The 20063-nt window shown below is 62.0% G+C and carries 18 protein-coding genes, 1 riboswitch and 1 other annotated feature; of the genes, 3 read left to right on the forward strand and 15 right to left on the reverse strand.

Translation table 11 applies throughout. The annotated features are described in order from the left end of the window. Nucleotides 1-20: 20 nt before the first annotated feature. The 13 genes from lysS to I6E42_RS01165 all read right to left on the reverse strand — a co-directional run bounded on the left by lysS (nt 21) and on the right by I6E42_RS01165 (nt 15926). Complete coding sequence (lysS, locus tag I6E42_RS01105) at nt 21-1526, reverse strand: lysine--tRNA ligase (protein WP_235369938.1); 1506 nt, start codon at nt 1524-1526, stop codon at nt 21-23. A gap of 48 nt (nt 1527-1574) precedes the next feature. Continuing rightward, nucleotides 1575-2048 (reverse strand): transcription elongation factor GreA, encoded by a 474-nt coding sequence (greA, locus tag I6E42_RS01110; RefSeq protein WP_235369939.1) that lies wholly within the window; start codon nt 2046-2048, stop codon nt 1575-1577. Nucleotides 2049-2157: 109 nt separating this feature from the next. Further along, a complete protein-coding gene (locus I6E42_RS01115; RefSeq protein WP_235369940.1) occupies nt 2158-2835 on the reverse strand; it encodes a hypothetical protein in 678 nt (225 codons plus the stop codon). 126 nt (nt 2836-2961) lie between these two features. After that, nucleotides 2962-4389, reverse strand: a complete 1428-nt coding sequence (locus I6E42_RS01120; protein ID WP_235369942.1) for an MATE family efflux transporter — start codon at nt 4387-4389, stop codon at nt 2962-2964. 52 nt (nt 4390-4441) lie between these two features. After that, nucleotides 4442-5770: a sodium-dependent transporter gene (locus tag I6E42_RS01125; protein WP_235369944.1), complete on the reverse strand. Its 1329-nt coding sequence runs from the start codon at nt 5768-5770 to the stop codon at nt 4442-4444. A 360-nt stretch (nt 5771-6130) separates the two neighbouring features. Further along, nucleotides 6131-8785 (reverse strand): valine--tRNA ligase, encoded by a 2655-nt coding sequence (locus I6E42_RS01130; protein ID WP_235369947.1) that lies wholly within the window; start codon nt 8783-8785, stop codon nt 6131-6133. A 111-nt stretch (nt 8786-8896) separates the two neighbouring features. Further along, nucleotides 8897-9103 (reverse strand) — a binding site (T-box leader). Nucleotides 9104-9136: 33 nt separating this feature from the next. After that, nucleotides 9137-9694, reverse strand: coding sequence for a YcxB family protein (locus I6E42_RS01135; protein WP_235369948.1), 558 nt, complete (start codon nt 9692-9694; stop codon nt 9137-9139). A gap of 77 nt (nt 9695-9771) precedes the next feature. Then, a complete protein-coding gene (locus I6E42_RS01140) occupies nt 9772-10548 on the reverse strand; it encodes a type III pantothenate kinase (RefSeq protein ID WP_235369949.1) in 777 nt (258 codons plus the stop codon). A 33-nt stretch (nt 10549-10581) separates the two neighbouring features. Beyond that, nucleotides 10582-11232 (reverse strand): ECF transporter S component, encoded by a 651-nt coding sequence (locus I6E42_RS01145; protein ID WP_235369954.1) that lies wholly within the window; start codon nt 11230-11232, stop codon nt 10582-10584. A 207-nt stretch (nt 11233-11439) separates the two neighbouring features. Further along, nucleotides 11440-12399 carry an agmatinase gene (locus I6E42_RS01150; protein ID WP_235369955.1) on the reverse strand — a complete coding sequence of 320 codons (960 nt, stop codon included), beginning with the start codon at nt 12397-12399 and terminating at the stop codon, nt 11440-11442. A 272-nt stretch (nt 12400-12671) separates the two neighbouring features. Then, nucleotides 12672-13817 (reverse strand): aminotransferase class V-fold PLP-dependent enzyme, encoded by a 1146-nt coding sequence (locus I6E42_RS01155; protein ID WP_235369957.1) that lies wholly within the window; start codon nt 13815-13817, stop codon nt 12672-12674. A 14-nt stretch (nt 13818-13831) separates the two neighbouring features. Then, entirely contained in the window at nt 13832-14356 is a 525-nt protein-coding gene (locus I6E42_RS01160; protein WP_235369959.1) for a folate family ECF transporter S component, read from the reverse strand. A gap of 153 nt (nt 14357-14509) precedes the next feature. Further along, nucleotides 14510-14616, reverse strand: a riboswitch (THF riboswitch). Between the two features lie 104 nt (nt 14617-14720). Then, nucleotides 14721-15926 carry a chloride channel protein gene (locus tag I6E42_RS01165; RefSeq protein ID WP_328284065.1) on the reverse strand — a complete coding sequence of 402 codons (1206 nt, stop codon included), beginning with the start codon at nt 15924-15926 and terminating at the stop codon, nt 14721-14723. 253 nt (nt 15927-16179) lie between these two features. Here I6E42_RS01165 and I6E42_RS01170 point away from each other — a divergent pair, with 253 nt between their 5' ends. Then, on the forward strand, nt 16180-17085 hold the full coding sequence (locus tag I6E42_RS01170; RefSeq protein WP_235369970.1) for a hemolysin family protein: 906 nt from the start codon (nt 16180-16182) through the stop codon (nt 17083-17085). Between the two features lie 41 nt (nt 17086-17126). Here the strand turns inward: I6E42_RS01170 and I6E42_RS01175 are convergent, their stop codons facing one another. Further along, nucleotides 17127-17825, reverse strand: a complete 699-nt coding sequence (locus I6E42_RS01175) for a 4Fe-4S dicluster domain-containing protein (protein ID WP_235369971.1) — start codon at nt 17823-17825, stop codon at nt 17127-17129. A gap of 89 nt (nt 17826-17914) precedes the next feature. On the opposite strand from I6E42_RS01175, the gene I6E42_RS01180 reads away from it, so the two are divergent. Both I6E42_RS01180 and I6E42_RS01185 read left to right on the forward strand, forming a co-directional pair. After that, nucleotides 17915-18583 carry a Crp/Fnr family transcriptional regulator gene (locus tag I6E42_RS01180; RefSeq protein ID WP_235369973.1) on the forward strand — a complete coding sequence of 223 codons (669 nt, stop codon included), beginning with the start codon at nt 17915-17917 and terminating at the stop codon, nt 18581-18583. Further along, a complete protein-coding gene (locus I6E42_RS01185; protein WP_235369981.1) occupies nt 18580-19164 on the forward strand; it encodes a GDSL-type esterase/lipase family protein in 585 nt (194 codons plus the stop codon). Before I6E42_RS01180 ends, I6E42_RS01185 begins: the two co-directional genes overlap by 4 nt. Before the next feature lie 63 nt (nt 19165-19227). Here the strand turns inward: I6E42_RS01185 and I6E42_RS01190 are convergent, their stop codons facing one another. Beyond that, nucleotides 19228-19707, reverse strand: a complete 480-nt coding sequence (locus I6E42_RS01190; protein WP_235369983.1) for an SAM-dependent methyltransferase — start codon at nt 19705-19707, stop codon at nt 19228-19230. Between the last annotated feature and the right edge of the window lie 356 nt (nt 19708-20063).

Here is a 20063-nt window from a genome sequence, read left to right on the forward strand (position 1 = left end):
CGTCGGTATGCCGTTTCTTGTCAGTCCAAAGGCTTCATGGTGGGGAACAAAATGACTTCCCGGATGGAGTCGGAATTGGTCAGCAGCATGACGCAGCGGTCGATGCCGATGCCCAGGCCGCCCGTGGGGGGCATGCCGTACTCCAGGGCGGTGAGGAAGTCCTCGTCCATCATGCCGGCCTCGTCATCGCCCTTGTCCCGCAGCTCCACCTGCTTCTGGAAGCGCTGGCGCTGGTCGATGGGGTCGTTCAGCTCGGAGAAGGCGTTGCCCATCTCGCTGTGGCAGATGAACAGCTCGAACCGCTCGGTGAGCCGGGGATCCTTGGGGGACCGCTTGGCCAGGGGGGATACATCCACAGGGTGCATAGTGATGAAGGTGGGCTGGATCAGCTGCTCCTCCACCCGCTGGTCGAAGCACTCGTAAAGGGCGTTGCCCCAGGTCTTGTCGGCGGTCTCGGGCAGCTCTACCCCCACAGCGGCGGCGGCGGCCACGGCCTCCTCGTCGGAGTTGATGGCCATAAAGTCGATGCCCACATACTTCTTGACGGCCTCGGCCATGGTCATCCGGGGCCAGCCGGGGGTCAGGTCGATGTCCTGGCCCTGCCACTGGACCTGGTAGGTGCCCAGAATCTTCTGAGCGGCGGAGGACAGCAGATCCTCAAACAGGTCCATCATGTCGTTGAAGTCGGCGTAAGCCTGGTACAGCTCAATGGTGGTGAACTCGGGGTTGTGCTTGGGGTCCATGCCCTCGTTGCGGAAGATACGACCGATCTCATACACCCGGTCCATACCGCCCACGATGAGCCGCTTCAGCGGCAGCTCGGTGGCGATACGCATATACATATCGATGTCCAGGGTGTTGTGGTGGGTGATGAAGGGCCGGGCGGTGGCGCCGCCGGAGATGGTATTCAGAACGGGAGTCTCCACCTCCATGAAGCCCCGTCCATCCATAAACTCCCGGACATGCTTGATGAACTGGGAGCGGATGATGAAGTTGCGCTTCACCTCGGGGTTGACGATCAGGTCCACATACCGCTGGCGGTAGCGCAGCTCCTGGTTGGTCAGGCCGTGGAACTTCTCAGGCAGGGGCAGCAGGGACTTGGACAGCAGGACACAGGTGACCACCCGGACGGACATCTCCCCCCGCTGGGTGCGGAACACCACGCCCTTGACGCCCACGATGTCGCCGATGTCGTACTTCTTGAAGCGGGCGTACTCCGCCTCGTCCATCTCGTCCTTCCGGGCGTAGAGCTGGATGCGGCCGGACTTGTCCTGCAGGTCGCAGAAGGACACCTTGCCCATGCCCCGCTTGGACATGAGACGGCCGGCGATGGACACCTCCTTGCCCTCCAGGGCGTCAAAGTTGTCCTTGATATTGGCGGAGTCGTTGTCCACCACATACTTGGTGATTTGGAAGGGATCGTTGCCGCTCTCCTGCAGCTCCTTCAGCTTGTCCCGGCGAATCTGGAGCAGCTGGGACAGGTTCTGCTGCTCCGGGGCGGCGCCCTGGTTATTCTTCTCGGCCATGTAGACCACTCCTATCTTCTCCGGCCACAGGGCCGTATTCTGTCAAAATCAGCGCTCCACCTTCAGGATCTTATAGGCCACGGGGCCCGCAGGGGCATCCACAGTGACATCCTCCCCGGCGTTGTGGCCCAGCAGGGCCTTGCCGAAGGGGGAATCCTCGGAGATGGCGCCGTTCATGGGGTCAGCCTCCTGGGAGCCTACGATCTTGTAGGTCTCCTCCTCGTCAAACTCCTTGTCCAGAACGGTGACGGTGGAGCCCAGGCGGATATAGTCGCCGCCGGCCTCCTCCTCCTCGATGACCACATAGTTGGAGAGGATCTCCTCCAGCTCGGCCATACGGGAGTACAGCTTGCCCTGCTCATTTTTCGCCTCATCGTACTCGCTGTTCTCAGACAGGTCGCCGAAGGAGCGGGCCTCTTTGATGAGCTCCGCCACTTCCTTTTCCCGGACGGTCTTCAGGTAGTTCATCTCGTCCTGGAGCTCCTTGAGACGCTGAGGACTCAATTTGTATTCTTTTGCCATGATACCTCGCACACCTTTCAAGGCCCGGGTGTCCCGGGCGATACCTTATAATAAAGAATTGGGCATACTGATACAGTATGTGTCATTATAGAGTTTTCGGCTGGCTCTGTCAAGTAATTTTTACCCCGTCCGGTCCCAAAAAGCCCCCCTCCCACAGGGCGGTCATCAAAGACAGATCCCCCCGGTCCGGCTCCGCCAATGCCGGAGCTGTCAGGGCCAATCCGCCCAAATCGGGCCGGCCGCCATACAGTTCCAGCCGCGTGCCAGTGCCGCTGTCCACCGGCTGGAAGCACAGGGATACCTGGGCCTCCCCGCCCTCGGGCAGGATGGGGATTCCAAACTCCCACCGCAGCCAGCGGGCCAGCTCCTGCCCGCCCCGGGGAGCGGAGATGATGAGATGGCGCACCCTGGGACACAGGGCGGCGGCGGCCCGTGCCATCTCCCGGTCCGCCCGCAGCCCCCGCAGGGCCACCACAGCCCGGTCCGGCGCCTCTCCCTGCCGTTCCAGCGCCTCCAGCGCCAGTGGGACGGACTGGGACCGGAGAAAGGGGCCAGGGTCCACAGGGGTCAACCCACAGGCACCCATCAGGTCCCAATGGGAAAAGCCATCCGGTACCAGAGTCCGCAGGGCTCCTCCCCTGTACAGAGCCTTTCCTGCCTTCCGCAGCCGCCGCTCCCCCAGCCAGCCTTCCGGGTCGGCGGCGCAGCGCAGGACCCGCAGGCCGTATAAGTCTCCCCACTCCGCCCGCTTTCCTCCTCCCCGTCCATAGATCAACTGCCCCAGCATACCCCTCGCCTCCCACACAGGATATGCGCCGGGCCGGCATATCATCCTTTGTTTTCCGGCAGGGGCAGAAAACAGCCGCCGCTCCCAACGGAGCGGCGGCTGTACGACAGTTTTTCGGAGCGTCCCTCAGCGGGCCCCGGCTTTCTTCTCGTCGGTGGGATGGGTCCCTTCCATTGCCAGGTAGGGCGCTTCCCCGGTTCCCTGAACCTTGGCATAGGCCCGCTTTCGGATGCACAGGAAAAAGACGATCAGAACGCCTCCGGTGATGGACCAAGTCACGGGGTAAGAGAAATAGAGGGTGGAGGGGCTGCGGTATAGGGGGAACACCGTGGCCACCCACGCCAGCCGTAGGCCGCATGCCCCCACCAGGGCGACCACCATGGGGATCACCGAATAGCCGATCCCCCGCAGGACGCCCACGATGGTGTCCATCATGCCGCAGATGAAGTAAGGGCAGGCGATGAAGCCCATGCGGATGATCGCCTGGGCCACCACGTCCGGCTCCCCCGGCGCGTAGATCCCGGCCAGCTGCGTACCGAAGCAGTAGACCAGGTTGCCCAGCACCAGGCCGGTGACCGCCACATAACCGGTGCACTCCAGCGCCACCCGGTCCACCCGGCCGACCTTGCCCGCGCCGTAATTCTGGCCCACAAAGGTAATGGCCGCCTGATAAAAGGCGCTCATGGCGGCATATACGAAGTTCTCGATATTGGCGGAGGCGGCAGAACCCGCCACGATCACAGGATCGTTGAAGGAGTTCAGTGAGGACTGGATGACCACATTGGACATGGCGAACAGCACGCCCTGGAACCCGGCGGGCAGGCCCACCTCCAGAATGCGCCGGACCACCGGCCACTCCAGCCGCAGCTTTTTCAGGTCCAGGTGCAAAGGCCCCTGCTCCCCCATCAGACACCGCAGCACCAACAGGGCGGAGACATACTGGGAGATGATGGTGGCCAGAGCCACACCGGCCACATCCAGTCTCAGCACGATGACAAACAGCAGGTTCAAGGCCACGTTGATGACTCCTGCGGCCGTGAGGTAGTACAAGGGCCGGCGGGTATCCCCCTGGGCCCGGAGAATGGCCGCGCCGAAGTTATAGAAAATATTGGCCGGCATCCCGAAGAAATAGATCCGCAGATACACAGTGGCCAGATCGATGACGTCGGTGGGCGAGGCCATCCACTCCAGAATGTGGCGTACCATCACCACGCCAAAGAGCATCATCACCACGCCGCTGACCAGGGCCAGCGTGACGGAGGTGTGGACGCTGCGGCTCACATTGTCCTTCCGGCCGGCCCCCAGATCCCGGGCCACCACCACATTAGTACCCACGGACAGGCCCACAAACAGGTTGATCATCAAACTGATCAGAGAGGTATTGGACCCCACCGCCGCCAGGGCCTCCTTGCCCGCGAAACGGCCTACCACCACCACGTCCGCCGCGTTGAACAGCAGCTGGAGCATGCTGGAGAGCATCAGCGGCAGGGCAAACAGCAGGATCTTGTCCCACAGGGAGCCGCTGCACATATCAATCTTATGTTGTTTTTGCATACCGTAAAACCGCCTTCGTCCCAGCTTCCGGGCCCCCATTGGACCGGATCGGTCAGCCGATTCCTTTATACACAAAGCCCAAGACCACCACCAGAATGGTCAAGGGCACATAGAGGTACCGCCCTACGGTGCCGAACAGCGCGCTCATGGGCTTTTCCCGGCCCGTCTGCAGCTCCGCCCGGAGCTTGGGCCAGCCCAACACATAGTAGGCGGCCACAGCGCCCAGTACCGCGCCGATGGGCACCACCACAATGGTAATAAAGTCCATCCAGGGCCCCACCTGGGCCTCTCCCTCCATGAAGATGCCCACGCCCAGGGTGAGGGCGGAACAGATCAGCACGGAGGTCCGGCGTCCCAGTTTGAAGTGGCTCTGCCAGCTCTCAATGACCGCCTCAAACATGTTAATGAGAGAGGTGATGCCAGCAAAGAGGACGGAAACGAAGAAAAACACGGAAAACAGCCGTCCCATGGGCATCTGCTGAAAGACCGTGGGCAGGGTAATAAACATGAGGGAAGGCCCACGGGCCGCGTCCAGCCCGTAGGCAAAGACAGCGGGCATAATGGCCAGACCGGCCAACAGGGCCGCCATGGTGTCAAACACCGCAGTGCGGATGGAGGCCTTGGGGATGTCCTCCTTTTTGTCCAGATAGGCGCCGTAGACGATCATCCCGGAGCCGGTGATGGACAGGGTGAAGAAGGCCTGACCCATGGCCATGACCCAGGTGTCCACCTCCAGCAGCTTGGACCAGTCGGGGACAAACAGGAACCGGTAGCCCGCTCCCGCTCCGGGTAGGAAGGCCACCCATACCGCCAGCGCCAGAAACAGCACGTAAAACAGGGGCATCAGGACCTTACTCACCTTTTCAATGCCGGAGGTGACGCCGAACATCAACACCAGACATACCACGGCCACCACTACGGTGTGCCACAGGGGGTTGCCGAACTCCACCGCGGCGGCCTGGAAAAACTGGGCGGGTTCCGCCGTCATCAGGGTCCCTGAGAGGGAGCCCATCAGGCTGTTCAGTACCCAGCCCAGAATGACGGCGTAGCCGATGGCGATGCCCAGGGAGCCCAGCAGAGGGATCCAGCTCAGGATGCCGCCCAGCTTTTTCTTCCCCCGGGCGGCGAAACAGTACTCATAGGCCCCGATGGTGCCCGTTCCCGCCAGACGCCCCATACCGAACTCGGCGGACAGGCCCACCCAGCCAAACAGGAACACAAAAAACAGGTACGGGATCAGAAAGGCCGCTCCGCCATACTGGCCCAGGCGGTAGGGGAACAGCCAGATGTTGCCCAGGCCCACCGCCGAACCCACGCAGGCGATCACAAAGCCGAGGGAGGAAGTAAAGCTTCCGTTCCGATGGGAGTTGTTTTCAGACATAAAAACCTCCATGTATCTTCCAGATGTTGTGGTTGGTACCGGACGCTGTCCGTCTGTCGCAGGTGGAAAAAGGCTCCAGTCTATCCCGCCGGTCCGGGATGAGTGCTGTTCCGGGCCGGCGCATCAGAGCTGTCTTCTGGATATTATACCATGAACAGGAGGAAAAACAAGCCGCAGCCCCCAGTTTTTCCCTCTTTTCTTTCCCCTGAAGCTCAGGAGCGGCAGACGAAGGGCGCGCGTTCCGGCTGGGACTCTCTCTGGTTTCAGAGAGCCCCTGCTCCGCCCGTCAAAAGCCCCGGCGGCAAGAGGATGCCGCCGGGGCTCTGTATTGGTTTATTCGCCGCGCGCCGCCGAATGGGTTCACATGCCCTTGAGCTGCGCCTCCAGCTTGGCCACCAGCTCGGTGAGCTTGGCGGCCCGCTCCTTCTCCGCGGCCACCACATGCTCGGGGGCCTTGTTGACGAAGCCGGGGTTGTTCAGCTTGGCGTTCAGCTTCTCCAGCTCGGCGGAGTTTTTCTTTAGTTCCTTCTCCACGCGGGCCTTTTCCTTCTCCAGGTCCACCAGCTCAGCCAGGGGCAGGAAGATACGGGCGGCGTGGGTGATGACCTCCACCAGCCCGCTTTGGGCCGCTTCGGCGCTGCTGCCCGCCTCGGACACGCCGATCACCGTTACCTCGCTGGCATAGGCCAGCCGCTTCAGCAGGGGAATGCCCCGGGTGAAGGACTCCTGCTCCTGGGTGGCGATGGTCAGATGCGCCTTCTTGGAGGGGGGCACGTTCATCTCGCTGCGGCGGGTACGGACGGCCCGGGTGGCGTCGATGATGAGGCCGATGGCCTTCTCCTCCTCGGGGAAGTCCAGGGCGGGATCGGCCTGGGGCCACTGGTCCAGCATCAGGAATTCCGCCGTGCAGCCCTCCTGGCGGGGCAGGGCCTGCCAGATCTCCTCGGTGATGAAGGGCATGAAGGGGTGGAGCAGCTTGAGCATCTGGGTCAGGACATAGCACAGCACCTGCTGGGCCTGCTCCTTGGCGGCGGGGTCCTCCCCCTGGAGGCGTGCCTTGGTGAACTCGATATACCAGTCGCAGTAGTCGTCCCAGATGAAGTCATAGATCTTCTGGGCGGCCACACCCAGCTCGTACCGGTCCATATTCTCAGTGATCTCGGGAATGACCCGGTTCAGTCTGGACAGGATCCACTTGTCCTCCAGCTCCAGCTGCTGGGGCAGGCGGCACTGGTCAATGGTCAGGTTCATCATCAGGAAGCGGCTGGCGTTCCAGATCTTGTTGGCGAAGTTGCGCATGGCCTCACACCGCTCGGTGTAAAAGCGCATGTCGTTGCCCGGACTGTTGCCGGTGACCAGGTTGAAGCGCAGGGCGTCGGCGCCGTACTTGTCGGCGATCTCCAGGGGATCGATGCCGTTGCCCAGGGACTTACTCATCTTGCGGCCCTTGTCGTCCCGGACCAGGCCGTGGATGAACACGGTGTGGAAGGGGGGCTGCTTGGTCTGCTCACAGGCGGAGAAGATCATCCGGGCCACCCAGAAGAAGATGATGTCGTAGCCGGTGACCAGCACGTCGGTGGGATAGAAATACTCCAGGTCCTCGGTCTTGTCGGGCCAGCCCAGGGTGGAGAAGGGCCACAGGGCGGAGGAGAACCAGGTGTCCAGCACGTCGGGGTCCCGGTGGATCTTGGTGCTGCCGCACTTCTCGCAGCAGGTGGCGTCGGTGCGGGAGACGGTCATGTGGCCGCAGTCGTCGCAGTACCACACGGGGATCTGGTGGCCCCACCAGAGCTGGCGGGAGATGCACCAGTCATGGACGTTCTCCATCCAGTTGGTATAGGTCTTGGCAAAGCGGTCGGGGACGAACTTGGTCTCCCCGTCGTAGACAACCCGCAGGGCCTCGCGGGCCAGGGGCTCCATCTTGACGAACCACTGGGCGGAGATGATGGGCTCCACGTCGCTGTGGCAGCGGTAGCAGGTGCCCACGTTGTGGGAGTAGGGCTCGATCTTCTCCATCAGGCCCAGGGCCTCCAGATCGGCAACCACAGCCTTCCGGCACTCGTAGCGGTCCATGCCCTGGTACTTGCCGCCGTTCTCATTGACCTTGCCGTTGTCGTCCAGGACACGGATGGTCTCCAGGTTGTGGCGCAGGCCCACCTCAAAGTCGTTAGGGTCGTGAGCGGGGGTCATCTTCACGCAGCCGGTGCCGAAGTCCATCTCCACGTACTCGTCGGCCACGATGGGGATCTCCCGGTTCATCAGGGGCAGGATGCAGGTTTTGCCCACCAGGTGCTTGTACCGCTCGTCGTTGGGGTTGACGGCCACGCCGGTGTCGCCCATCATGGTCTCGGGACGGGTGGTGGCCACGACCAGATAGCCGGAGCCGTCGGCCAGGGGGTAGCGCATGTGCCACAGGTGGCCGGGCTTGTCCTGATACTCCACCTCGGCGTCGGACAGGGCGGTGACACAGTGGGGGCACCAGTTGATGATGCGGCTGCCCTTGTAGATGAGGCCCTTCTCATACAGGTTGCAGAAGGTCTCCCGGACGGCCTTGGAGCAGCCCTCGTCCATGGTGAAGCGGGCCCGGTCCCAGTCGCAGGAAATGCCCATCTTCTTCTGCTGCTTGACGATGCGGTCGCCGAACTTCTCTTTCCAGTCCCACACCCGCTCCAGGAACTTCTCCCGGCCCAGGTCGTAGCGGGTCAGGCCCTCCTTGGTGCGCAGCTCCTCCTCCACCTTGATCTGGGTGGCGATGCCGGCGTGGTCGATGCCGGGGACCCACAGGGCGGCGTAGCCCTGCATCCGCTTGAAGCGGATCAGGATGTCCTGGAGGGCGCAGTCCATGGCGTGGCCCATGTGGAGCTGGCCGGTGACGTTGGGCGGGGGCATGACGATGGTGAAGGGCTTCTTATTGGGGTCGCGGTGGCCCTGGAAGCAGCCGGCCTTCTCCCACTTCTCGTAGATGCGGGCCTCGGCCTCCTGGGGCTCATAGACCTTTGGCAGTACAATTCCCATTGAGATTCTCCTTATCTTCCTGAAATTCATTGGATGAAACGGACGGGCTTCCCCGACCATTGGGTCATACAGTTCCGAGGCGGCCGGTAAAAAAACGCCCCGAGTCTCTCGACTCAGGGCGAACAAAAGTCCGTGGTACCACCTGGATTCCCCTCGCGGGGCGCTCGTGCCTCTGTAACGGGAGGACCCGACGGCGCTTACTGGTCTTCAGCGCCGGGACTCCGGGACCACTTCCATCCTTCCGGGGGGCGCCTTTCACCAGACGGCGTCTCTCTTTGCCCCGGGCGGGGATGTACTCCTTCCCATCCAAGTCTCTAACGGGTGATATTATATCCAAATTCCCGCCGGGTGTCAAGGTTTCGCCGCTTTTTCCCCAGTTCTTTTCCCGCCGGCCCAGGTCAGGGGCTTTCCGCACTTCTCCGTCAGCCAGCCGCGCAGTTCCTCCACGGTGCCGCCCCGCAGGTTGCCTTTATCCAGGATCAGGCCCTGGCCGTCCTTCATGATGAAATAGATGCTGCGCTCCGTCTCCAGCAGTTGATAGCAGGCGTCGTAGGCGTAATGGGTGCTGTCCTTTCCCCGGATCGCCGTGATCTCCGATTTATCCAGGGCGTAGTCCGTGCCCATGGTCCGCTGCCCCATGGCCCGGCAGGCGGCCCAGGCCGCCAACTGGTAGAAAAACACGCCCCGGGCCAGCAGCAGGGCGCCCAGCACACAGCAGGCCAGCGCCGCAAATACGCTGCCCTTTCCCACCGCCAGAAACAGTCCCGCCCCCAGGAGGACGGCGCCCCAAGCCAGGAAGAAGGTCCGTTTCCGCAGCGTTTCCTTTCGGGCGAGGGTACGGCCCACCACCCGCTGAAGCTCTTCCATCTGCTCCAGATCATAGTCCGTATAGGTTTTGAATGCCGACATAACCATCCTCCTGTCTGTACGCTAAAAAGCCGCCCCAGGCGCAGCAGGCCCAGGGCGGCAGTCCGCCCCGCGGCGGCTTATTTCTTTCCGGTCCGGTTCTTTTGGTAGATGATGTTCAGTCCCTTGAGGAGCAGGTCCTTCTCCAGCTTTATTTCCCTGCGGCACAGGGGAACGATGAATTGGGCCATACCCCCGGTGGCCACCACCGTGGTGGAGTATCCCAGCTCCTCCTCCACCCGGTCCAACATCCCGTCGATCATGGCGGCGGCCCCGTACATGACGCCGCTGCGCATGCAGTCCACGGTGTTCTTGCCGATGACCCGCTTGGGCTTGTCCAGGCTGATGCCGGGCAGCTGGGCGGTCCGTGAGGTCAGGGCCTCCAGGGAGATCCGCACGCCGGGGATGATGCAGCCGCCCAGATAGGTGCTGCCCTTCCCCACCACCTCAATGGTGGTGGCGGTCCCCAGGTCCAGCAGGGTCAGGGGGGGCTCATACTCCGCCAGGGCGGCCACCGCGATGACGATGCGGTCGCTGCCCACCTGGGAGGGGGTGTCCATCTGGATGTTCAGTCCCGTCTTGATCCCCGGTCCCACCACCATGGGCGGCTTTCCGATGACCTTCATCACCCCGGTCCGCACCGAGTTGAATACCGGAGGCACCACCGAGGAGATGATGCAGTCCTGGATGTCGCTGGGTTTTGTGTCAAACAGAGACAGGATGTTTTTGATGTCCACGCCATACTGGTCGGAGGTTTTGATCCGGTCAGTGGCCACCCGGGCCTCAAAAACGATCTTGTCATCCCGGATGCCTCCGATGACAATATTGGTATTACCGATGTCAATGGCTAAAAGCATAGACACTCACCTTCATTGGGAAAAATCTTTCTTTTATTTCTGTTTTTCGGTCTCGGCGGTCTGGTCCAGCACACGAAGCAGCACCTTACAAACAGCAGTGACCAACACCGCGGCAGCAATAGCCTCTGCGACGCCGGAGGTTGCCACCACGCCCATGACAAGGCCCAGCACCGCCTCTATGCCAACGTTCTTCGCTTCGGCAAACTCAGGCGCAAACAGGAAGTAGATACTTCCCATTACCAACCCGGTATTGGTCATTGCGCCCGCCACACCCACAACAGGCAAGGCGATCAGGTCGTTGAGTTTCACCTTTTTCAGGGCGATCCACAGCCAGCCAACCACCACGCCGATGAGAATACGGCAGCCCAACGCGATCCAAACCGCCTTCACCGCTCCTGCCACGCCGGTGTTGCCGGCGGCGATCACAGGGGAAAACGCGAAGGACAACAAGGTGGGGGCGGTTGTAGCAGTCCACATCGAGCACATGCCGAACACCGTACCCAGAATGGCTCCGGCCAGGGGGCCCAGCAGCACCGCGCCCACAATGACGGGGATATGTAGTGTCGTCGCCCGGATCAGAGGCAGCGGGATCAGTCCGATCCCTGTGAGCTGCAGGACCAGCTGCAGGGCGACGAACATCGCCACTCCCACCATCCAGCGGGTATCGTGTTTCCGGTTTTTCATATTCAATTCCCTCCTGCTGCCGCTCTCCCTGGGGAGATGCAGCGCAATAATTCAAGAGGATGAGGGCGTTTTTCCGCCCTGTCCCCTTATACGTCGTAGTATTATACAGGAAGGCCGTTCCCAGTGCAAGAAAAATTTTCACTCCGCCTCCCTTAAATTTCAAAAGACCAGGGGCCGCTGGCGGTCCCTGGTCTCAGGCGGATGGATTCAGTCCTTCTTGTCGTTCTCGTGGAGCTTCTTGCCCACATGGGCCATGACCTGGATCATGGTCAGGGCAGCCAGCCGCTCAGTGCAGTTGGTGGGATCATAGGGAGGCGCTACCTCCACCAGGTCCATAGCCACCACCTTGCCGGTCTGGCAGATGGCCTTGAGCATATCCATGCTCTCGTCGTAAGTGATGCCGCCGGGCAGCGGGGAGGCCGCGCCGGGGGCCAGGGGCATGTCATAACCGTCAATGTCAAAGGTGATGTAGTAGGCCTCGGCGTCGGGGATCTGGTCCAGAACGTACTGGACCCCCTTCTCATGGAGCTCCCGGGCGGAGATCAGGCGGCTGCCGTAGGCCCGGGCGTCATCGTAGTCGCTCTTCTTGCCGCTGCCCATGCCCCGCAGGCCGATCTGCACCATCTCGCCGATGTGGTCCATCTCAGACATCCGTCGCAGGGGGCTGCCGTTGCCCTGGACCAGGGGGCCCACATGGCTGGTCCAGTCCAGGTGGGCGTCAAACTGGATGACGCAGATCTTCTTGCCGTACTCTTCCAGGGCCCGGGCCACGGGGATGCTGATGGAGTGGTCGCCGCCCATGACGATGGGGATGGAGCCGGCCTTGATGATGCGGCGGACCGCGCGCTCAATGCACTTGAAGGAGTAGTCCCGGTCGCCCTGGAGCACGTCGGCGTCGCCGCAGTCGGCGATGGTGATGGGAGCGGCCAGCATCTGCTCGTCAGCCTCATAGTCGTAGTAACCCGCGGTGCCCCGTCCGTACTGGGTGGAGGCCTCACGGATGCGGCGGGGGCCCATGCGGGCGCCGCTGAGGAAGCCCACGCCCATATCGTAGGGGACGCCCAGAACGCCGAAATCGGCCTTCAGTTCATCCAGATCCAGACAGATGGGGTACCGGCCAAAGGAACAAATGCCAGTAATGGGCTGGCTGATCAATTCAGGACGCATATTGATTTTCCCCTTTCTGAATAAAACCGTTCAACTTGAAAAATTATGGTGGTCCAAAGGCCTTCGCCTCCGTTTTCCCGCCTTACGCCCCAAATTATAAACGCAGTTGTCTTCTTTTTCAACGGGAATCGTAAACCTTGTCTTCCTTCCCGCGAAACAAACAAAGCCCTTTCCCCCCTCCCGCATTAAGAAAAATACCGCCTTTTCCCGGAAAGAGGCCCCGGAAGGCAGAAAAGCGCCCCCGTTTTCCGCAAACGGGGGCGCCGTGAAAATCACCGCAGGGTGGGGTCGCGTTTCAGCAGGGCAATGACCTGGTCCGCCTCTTCGGTGGTGTTATAGCCGTGGATGCCGGTGCGGACATAGCCGCAGCGGTAGGAGCAGGCCACCCGGTTTTCCCGGAGGTAACGGTAGGTCTGTTCCGTGTCGGCAGTCCGGAAGGAGACAATGTCGGAGCGGGTGCGGTCCGACAGGGCGCAGGGGGCCAGTTCCACTCCCAGTTCCCTCAGGCCATCGATAAAGTAGCCGCTGACCCGCCAGGCCTCCCGGCGGATGTTCTCCACACCCACCGACTCCATCAGGGCCAGGGAGGCCTCCAGGCCGGCGATACCGGGGGCGTTGGGCAGGCCCGCCTCAAACCGGGCAGCTCCGTCCTTCAAATCCAGCCGGTAGTCCACCGAGTCCACGTCCCCTGTCACGCTGTCCGCCCCCACGAAGGCCGGAAGTAGCTGTCCGGCCAGTTCCTTCCGGACATAGAGGAAGCCGGTGGAGAAAGGGCCCAGCAGCCATTTGGAGGACAGCCCGGCCAGAAAGTCAATGTGAAACCCCTTCACGTCCATGGGCATGACCCCCAGGGACTGGGCGCAGTCCACCACCAGGTAGACGCCCCGGTCCCGGCACCAGGTCCCGATGGCCTCCAGGTCTGCGGCGTACCCGTCGGCGAACTCCACGCTGCTCACTGAGACCGCCCGGGTACGGGCGTCGGCGTACCGCTCCAGCCTTTCCACAGTCAGTCCGCCATGGTCGTGGGGAACCATCCGGGCTTCCACCCCCCGGGCCGCCTGGAGCCGCAGCCAGGGATACACGTTGGAGGCGAACTCCCGGTCGCAGAAGATCACGTTGTCCCCCGCTTTCAGAGGCAGGGACCCGGCGGCGGTGTTGATCCCGTAGGCCACGTTCTCCGTAAAGGCGATCTCCTCCGGCTCACAGCCGATGAGGCGGGCCAGCCGGGCGCGGCAGGCGGGAAAGACCCGGTCCGCGTACTGGTAATACTTCATGGGCATGGCCTGGCGCAGCTCCATACACTGCTCCATGGCCCGGGTCACCCCGGGGAAGACGGGGCCCATGGAGGCGTTGTCAAAGAAGATCCCGTTCTCCGTGGTCTGCCGGAAGGCGTCCCGGAAGGCATCCAATGGGCTCATGGTCCACGCTCCCCTTACTTGTCCGTGCTGGTTTTGGTCAAGCGGCCATACTGGATCACGTCGCAGACCTTATAGGCGATGAGCCGGACGCAGACGATCTGAACGGGAGCGGTCACCAGGTTCTGGAGCAGCCGGGCGGGCAGCAGGACAAAGAAGCCCTTTCCGGTGAGCAGGGTCAGCCAGTAGGTCTGGAGCAGAACGCTGAGCAGGATGCTCTGGAGAATGATGCAGGCGCCGACCCGGAGGGTGCTGGCGGGCTTGCGGTACAGGAACAGGCCGTACATGATTCCGGTGAGCAGGGCGGTGATGGCCATGGGGGGATAGTAGCCGTAGGGGCCAAGAATGGCAATGAGGAAATCGCCCATGACGGCCGCGGCGCCGCCCCACAGGGGGCCGTACAGCATGGCGGTGATGACGATGGGCAGGAAGGTGAAGCTGATCTTGACGGTGGGCAGGGAAATGGCCACAAAACGGCCCAGCACCACCTGGATCGCCAGGAGCATCCCGATGGTAGTGATCTTTTTCACGGTGTTGGACATAACATTTGACCTCCGAATCTTTCTTTTGTATGTGATTTCTGTGACTGAACTGCCTTGCCGCGGCCGGCGGCCGCGGGCCATACAAAAAACCTCCTTTTATGTAGAGTCGCTACATAAAAGGAGGCAGAAAAGATTGGCCGTCTCAAGTTATGCAGCAATGGGATGCGGACCCTGCATCGTTAGCGCGCATGCTATTCGTCCCGCCGACAACTCCCCATTCGGCGGACACTGGTGTTTGACGCGCAGGGTCCTACTCTGCTTGTGCCCGGCCCCATTGTTTTGGGCTTCGGACGACCTTATGATACCAACAGGCTGTACAAAACACAAGAAAAGAACGAAACCGTTCCGGTCACTTTGCTTAATTTTATTTGGCCTTTCGGTCCACCCACTCTGTCTTGAATTTGGAGTAGACGATTTTCTGCTCGCTGTACAGGCCATAGTAGCCGGACAGCATATAGGACACCCCAGAGCACAGGGCAAACAGGGAGAGTCCCTCCCCGCCGAACAGCTCAAAGGCCAGCAGGATGGAGGTCAGGGGGCAGTTGGTGGCCCCGCAGAATACCGCCGCCATTCCCAGCGCCCCGGAAAAGCCGTGGGGCAGCCCCAGCATGGGACCCACCCAGGTGCCGAAGGCGCAGCCGGTGAACAGGACCGGCACGATCTCGCCTCCCCGGAATCCCGCGCCCAGGGTCACGGCGGTGAACAGGATCTTCAGAAGAAACGCCTCGGGGATAGTCTCCCCCGCCAGCATCCGGCGGATCAGCGGGTCCCCGGCGCCGTTGTAATCCTGACTGCCCACCAGAAGGGTCAGCGCCAGCACCAGCAGCCCTCCCACCGCCGCCCGGACCAGAGCATTGGGAACGTACTTGCCATACAGGTGGGGTGCCGCGTGCATGGCTTTGCAGAACAGGATGGACACCAGCGCGCACAGCACGCCCAGCACCGCCGCCTGAAACATGGACACAGGGGTCAGCGCCGCCGCCTGCCCCATCTCATAGCCCACCGTCCCGTGGAGCCCGAGCCACCGGGCCATCTGGAGGGCCACCAGGGCCGCTGTCACGCAGGGCACGATGGCCGCGTAGTACATCACTCCCACGCTGACCACTTCCATGGCAAAGACCGCGGCGGTCAGGGGGGTGCCGAACAGGGCGGAAAAGGCGGCGGCCATGCCGCACATGACCATCAGCCGGCTGTCCTTGGCGTCTAGGCGGATCTTGCGGCCCACCCAGGCGGCCAGGGAGCCGCCCAGCTGGAGGGCCGCCCCCTCCCGTCCGGCGGAACCGCCCACCAGGTGGGTGAGGATGGTGGACAGGAAGATCAGGGGAGCGGTGCGCAGCTTCATGGGCTCCGCCTCCCGCACCGCCACCAGTACCAGGTTGGTCCCCCGGTCCTTCTCCATGCCGCAGCCCTTGTACAGCAGCACGATGGACAGTCCGCCCAGGGGCAGCAGCCAGATGATCCAGGGGTGTTCTCCCCGCAGCTCCGTGACCCAGTCGATGCCCCAGTGGAAGGCCACCGCCACCGCTCCCACCAGGATCCCGATGTTGCAGGCGTACAGGACCCATTTCAAGAAAGAGATCCCCTCTTGGACATGTCCCCTGCCCCGTTCTGAAAGGCTCATGCTTCTCGCTCCCCTACCCGGCCCGATCAAGCAGGACCGGACTCTCTTTTTGGGAAATTATATCATAGGAACGCCGGTTTTGCACCCGTCTTTTTCCCCGTTTCCCCGAAAAGCGCGCCGCCCCCTTGCGGCTCGTCCCTGTTTGTGCTATCATTCATGTTGTACCATTTTACTTTTCTATGTACTTAAGGGGGAATCTTCTGTGCCTGGGGACCAAATATGGCCCATATTATTCGGCATCAGCCTGTTCTGTAACGCCGCCCTGCTGCTGTGGCGGCCTCTGCTCCGTCTGCTCCACCGGGAGGAAACCGTATCCGAGGACAACATCATGGCCATGGTGGAGGAGGGCGAGGAATCCGGCGCCATCCAGAGCAACGAAAAGGAATTGATCGAAAACGTCTTCGAGTTCGACACCATGACCGCCCGGGACGTGATGGTCCACCGCACCGACATGGTGACGCTGTCTCTGGAGGATGACGAGGAGACTATTCTGGACACCATCCGCCAGTCCGGCCTGTCCCGCTTCCCGGTGTATCAGGAGGACGTGGATGACATTGTGGGCGTCCTGTCCACCCGGGAATACCTGCTCAACTTCCGGGAAGCCCAGCCCCTTCCCATGAAGGAGCTGCTCCGCCCGGCCTACTTTGTCCCCGAGACCGTGCCCGCCGACGTGCTGTTCCGGGACATGCAGGGTAAAAAGACCCACATGGCCCTGGTGGTGGACGAGTACGGCGGCACCAGCGGCCTTGTCACCCTGGAGGACCTGCTGGAGGAGCTGGTGGGCAACATCTACGATGAATTTGATCCCCAGGAGGAACAGGACATCATCCGTCTGGAGGACAACAAGTGGCGGGTCTCCGGCTCCGCTGACCTGGAGGAGATGGCCGAGGCCATCGGCTTCCAGCTTCCCGAGGAGGAGGAGCGGGACTACGATACCCTGGGCGGCCTGATCTTCTCGCAGCTGTCTGTCATCCCTGAGGACGGCAGCCGCCCTGTGGTGGAGGCCCTCGGGCTGCGCATCCGGGTGGAGGAGCTGTGTGACCGCCGTGTGGAGTGGGCCCTGGTGGAAAAGCTGGTGCCCGGCGAAGACTCCGAACCTGAACATTGATGATACAAAACGGTCTGCCCTGTTGGGCAGACCGTTTTGTTTTACCGTTCCAACACCCGCCCGTCGGTGGAGAGGGTCACCACCTGCCAGGGGATGAATTTTCCGCTGTTTTTCAACGCGGTCACCGCGGCATGCTCAATGCCGCCGCAGCAGGGCACCTCCATCCGGACCACGGTAAGGCTCCTGATGTCGTTTTGCCGGAGAATTTCCGTGAGCTTTTCACTGTAATCCACCCCGTCCAGCTTGGGGCAGCCGATCAGCGTCACTTTTCCCGCCATGAAACCGGCGTGGAAATTCCCGTAGGCATAGGCGGCACAGTCGGCGGCGACCAGCAGGTGGGCCCCGTCAAAATAGGGAGCGTTCACCGGAGCCAGCTTGATCTGGACCGGCCACTGGCGCAGCTGGGAGGGCGCCGCGGTATCAGACGGCGCAACGTCTTTCTCCGCCCGGCGGAGCATCTGGGCCCGGCTTCCGGGACAGCCGCCCGCCGCAGCTCCGGCCCCCTTGGCCTTGTTGGCTTGGACCGCGGCCTCGTCGTAGGCGGCGGCTTCCCGCTCCACAAAGGTGATAGCCCCGGTGGGGCAGGCGGGCAGGCAGTCCCCCAGGCCGTCACAGTAGTCGTCCCGCAGCAGTTTTGCCTTTCCCTCCACCATGCCGATGGCCCCCTCATGGCAGGCCTTGGCACACAGGCCGCAGCCATTGCAGCGCGCCTGATCGATATGAATGATTCTGCGGATCATGCAGATCACAACCTTTCCTTGACTGGATGGCCCCATTATAGTATGATCGTTTTACCATGTATGTTGTTTAAACAACAAACGGAGGGACTATGGACCTGCAAGATCTGGAAAAGACCGACCTGTTCCGGGGCGTCTCCCGGGCAGAGGCCGAAGAAATGCTCCGCCGTCCGGGCACGGAGCTCCGCCGCTATCAAAAAGGGGAGACCATTCTCCGCGCCGGCGACCGGACCCGGCGTCTGGGGCTGGTGCTGTCCGGCGGTGTGACCTTGGAACATGACGACGCTTGGGGCAACCGGACCGTTCTGGGCCATGTTGGGGAGGGAGAGGTTTTCGCCGAGACCTACGCCTGTCTGCCTGAAGCGCCTCTTATGGTCAACGCCGTGGCCGCGGAGGAGACCCAGGTCCTCTTTCTGGACGTGGGACAGCTCTTTTCCCACGGCTCCGACCACCTTCAGCCGGGCGCGGTGGTCCGCAATCTGCTGGACATTACCGCCCGGAAGAATCTGGCTCTGTCCCGCCGTAGCTTTTATACCTCCTCCAAGACCATCCGGGGACGGCTGCTGTCTTACCTCTCCGACCAGGCAGTCCTCCAGGGCAGCAGCCGGTTCTCCATTCCCTTCAACCGGCAGCAGCTGGCCGACTATCTGGGCGTTGACCGGAGCGCCCTATCCAACGAACTGAGCAAGCTGCGCCGGGAGAAGCTGGTATACGCGGAAAAGAATCAATTCCATTTGCTGAAACAGGAGGAATTTCTATGAAGATCATCTGCATGGGGGACAGCATCACCTATGGGTTCGGCCTGCCTGACCTGTCGAAACGCTGGTCCGACCTGGTGTCCGCCCGCACAGGTCATGTTCTGATCAACCGGGGCGTCAGCGGAGATACCACCGGCGGGATGCTGGCCCGGTGCCAGACCCAGGTCTTTGACCAGGCCCCCGACGCCATGGTGCTGCTGGGCGGCATCAACGACATCAGCATCACCGGACAGTATCATACCGCCTTCGCCAACGTGATCTCCATGTTCCGCCAGGCGGATCTGCTGTCCATCCCCGTCATTCTGGGCGTCCCCCTGCCCATCTGCCCGGAGGAGCTGTGTCCCCCGGTCTGGGAGCCGGATCAGAGCATGGCGCGTCTGGCCGCTTTGGCGGAGCAGTACGCCGACTTGACCCTCTGTTATGCCGCCGACAAGGGGCTGCCCGTGGCCGACTTCCGCACTCCGTTTCTCCTCCCGGACGGCAGGGCGGACCGTACCCTGTTCCAGGACTGCCTCCACCCCACCGAGGAGGGGCACAGGCGTATGGCGGATGTACTCTGCCAGGTGCTGGCAGAGCGGTTTTGAGCGCTGAACCATGGCATACAGAAGGGGACCGCCCACAGGCGGCCCCCTTTTCCTGTTCACAGTTCAAAAATTGAATTCCTTTTCCCAGTCAAACATCCCGCTTTTCTCCACGCTGTCCGGCCAGTGGGCGCACCAGCCGGGTATAATAGGGCGCTCCACCCGGTCCAGGCTGGGGAGGTACGGCTTGATGTCCAGCACAGGACTTCCCGCCTCCGCGTCCAGATAGTCCAGGACCAGGACGCCCCGCTCCCGGTCCAGATTGACCACATGGGCGCAGGACAGGGCAATGGGATTGGGCCGCTCCGGAGACCGGGTCGCAAACGTACCCAGAGTCTCCGGTCCCCGGACATAAGGTCTGCGCTCCCCCAGCTTATTCCGGGAAATCCCATTATCACAGCCGGAGAACCACCACAGGACATTGACATATCCGAAGTCCTCCAATCCCGCCAGCGCGCCCCGGTAGGGAGGGGCAATTTCCAGGCAGAATCCCTCTTTTCCCGCGTGTACAGTCCCTATTGGGTGCAGTATAAAATTGTGTTCCACAAAATCTCCTCATCATTCTGATTTTACGGCGCCGTTGTGCCCAGTATAACAGGATATTTCCATACTACAACCCCGTTTTGAATCGATGTGGAAGATAAAAAGCAGCGCCGCCCGTCGGGCGGCGCTGCTGCAATCACCGTAAACTTAGCGCAGGTTGAAGAAGGCCTTCATGCCTCGTCGTCGCAAAGTCCGCTCCACTCCGTTTCCGCTTACAGCGAAAACTGCGTCCGCTCCCTTGCTCCTCCTCTCCAAACCGAACCCGCTTACGCTGGGCTTCGGTTTGGTTCGCCGCCTCCGGCAGTCGGAAGTCAGCCCTCCCAAACCGCTCCGGAACCCCCGTTTAGGAGCTGGGCGAC

Source organism: Pseudoflavonifractor phocaeensis (genome assembly GCF_021531815.1).
Taxonomy (GTDB): Bacteria; Bacillota; Clostridia; order Oscillospirales; family Oscillospiraceae; genus Lawsonibacter; species Lawsonibacter phocaeensis_A.

Bases quoted from the DNA above. Each gene is read 5' to 3' on its own strand.
- lysS (WP_235369938.1), bottom strand. From the start codon at position 1,526: ATGGCCGAGAAGAATAACCAGGGCGCCGCCCCGGAGCAGCAGAACCTG.
- greA (WP_235369939.1), bottom strand. From the start codon at position 2,048: ATGGCAAAAGAATACAAATTGAGTCCTCAGCGTCTCAAGGAGCTCCAG.
- I6E42_RS01115 (WP_235369940.1), bottom strand. From the start codon at position 2,835: ATGCTGGGGCAGTTGATCTATGGACGGGGAGGAGGAAAGCGGGCGGAG.
- I6E42_RS01120 (WP_235369942.1), bottom strand. From the start codon at position 4,389: ATGCAAAAACAACATAAGATTGATATGTGCAGCGGCTCCCTGTGGGAC.
- I6E42_RS01125 (WP_235369944.1), bottom strand. From the start codon at position 5,770: ATGTCTGAAAACAACTCCCATCGGAACGGAAGCTTTACTTCCTCCCTC.
- I6E42_RS01130 (WP_235369947.1), bottom strand. From the start codon at position 8,785: ATGGGAATTGTACTGCCAAAGGTCTATGAGCCCCAGGAGGCCGAGGCC.
- I6E42_RS01135 (WP_235369948.1), bottom strand. From the start codon at position 9,694: ATGTCGGCATTCAAAACCTATACGGACTATGATCTGGAGCAGATGGAA.
- I6E42_RS01140 (WP_235369949.1), bottom strand. From the start codon at position 10,548: ATGCTTTTAGCCATTGACATCGGTAATACCAATATTGTCATCGGAGGC.
- I6E42_RS01145 (WP_235369954.1), bottom strand. From the start codon at position 11,232: ATGAAAAACCGGAAACACGATACCCGCTGGATGGTGGGAGTGGCGATG.
- I6E42_RS01150 (WP_235369955.1), bottom strand. From the start codon at position 12,399: ATGCGTCCTGAATTGATCAGCCAGCCCATTACTGGCATTTGTTCCTTT.
- I6E42_RS01155 (WP_235369957.1), bottom strand. From the start codon at position 13,817: ATGAGCCCATTGGATGCCTTCCGGGACGCCTTCCGGCAGACCACGGAG.
- I6E42_RS01160 (WP_235369959.1), bottom strand. From the start codon at position 14,356: ATGTCCAACACCGTGAAAAAGATCACTACCATCGGGATGCTCCTGGCG.
- I6E42_RS01175 (WP_235369971.1), bottom strand. From the start codon at position 17,825: ATGATCCGCAGAATCATTCATATCGATCAGGCGCGCTGCAATGGCTGC.
- I6E42_RS01180 (WP_235369973.1), top strand. From the start codon at position 17,915: ATGGACCTGCAAGATCTGGAAAAGACCGACCTGTTCCGGGGCGTCTCC.
- I6E42_RS01185 (WP_235369981.1), top strand. From the start codon at position 18,580: ATGAAGATCATCTGCATGGGGGACAGCATCACCTATGGGTTCGGCCTG.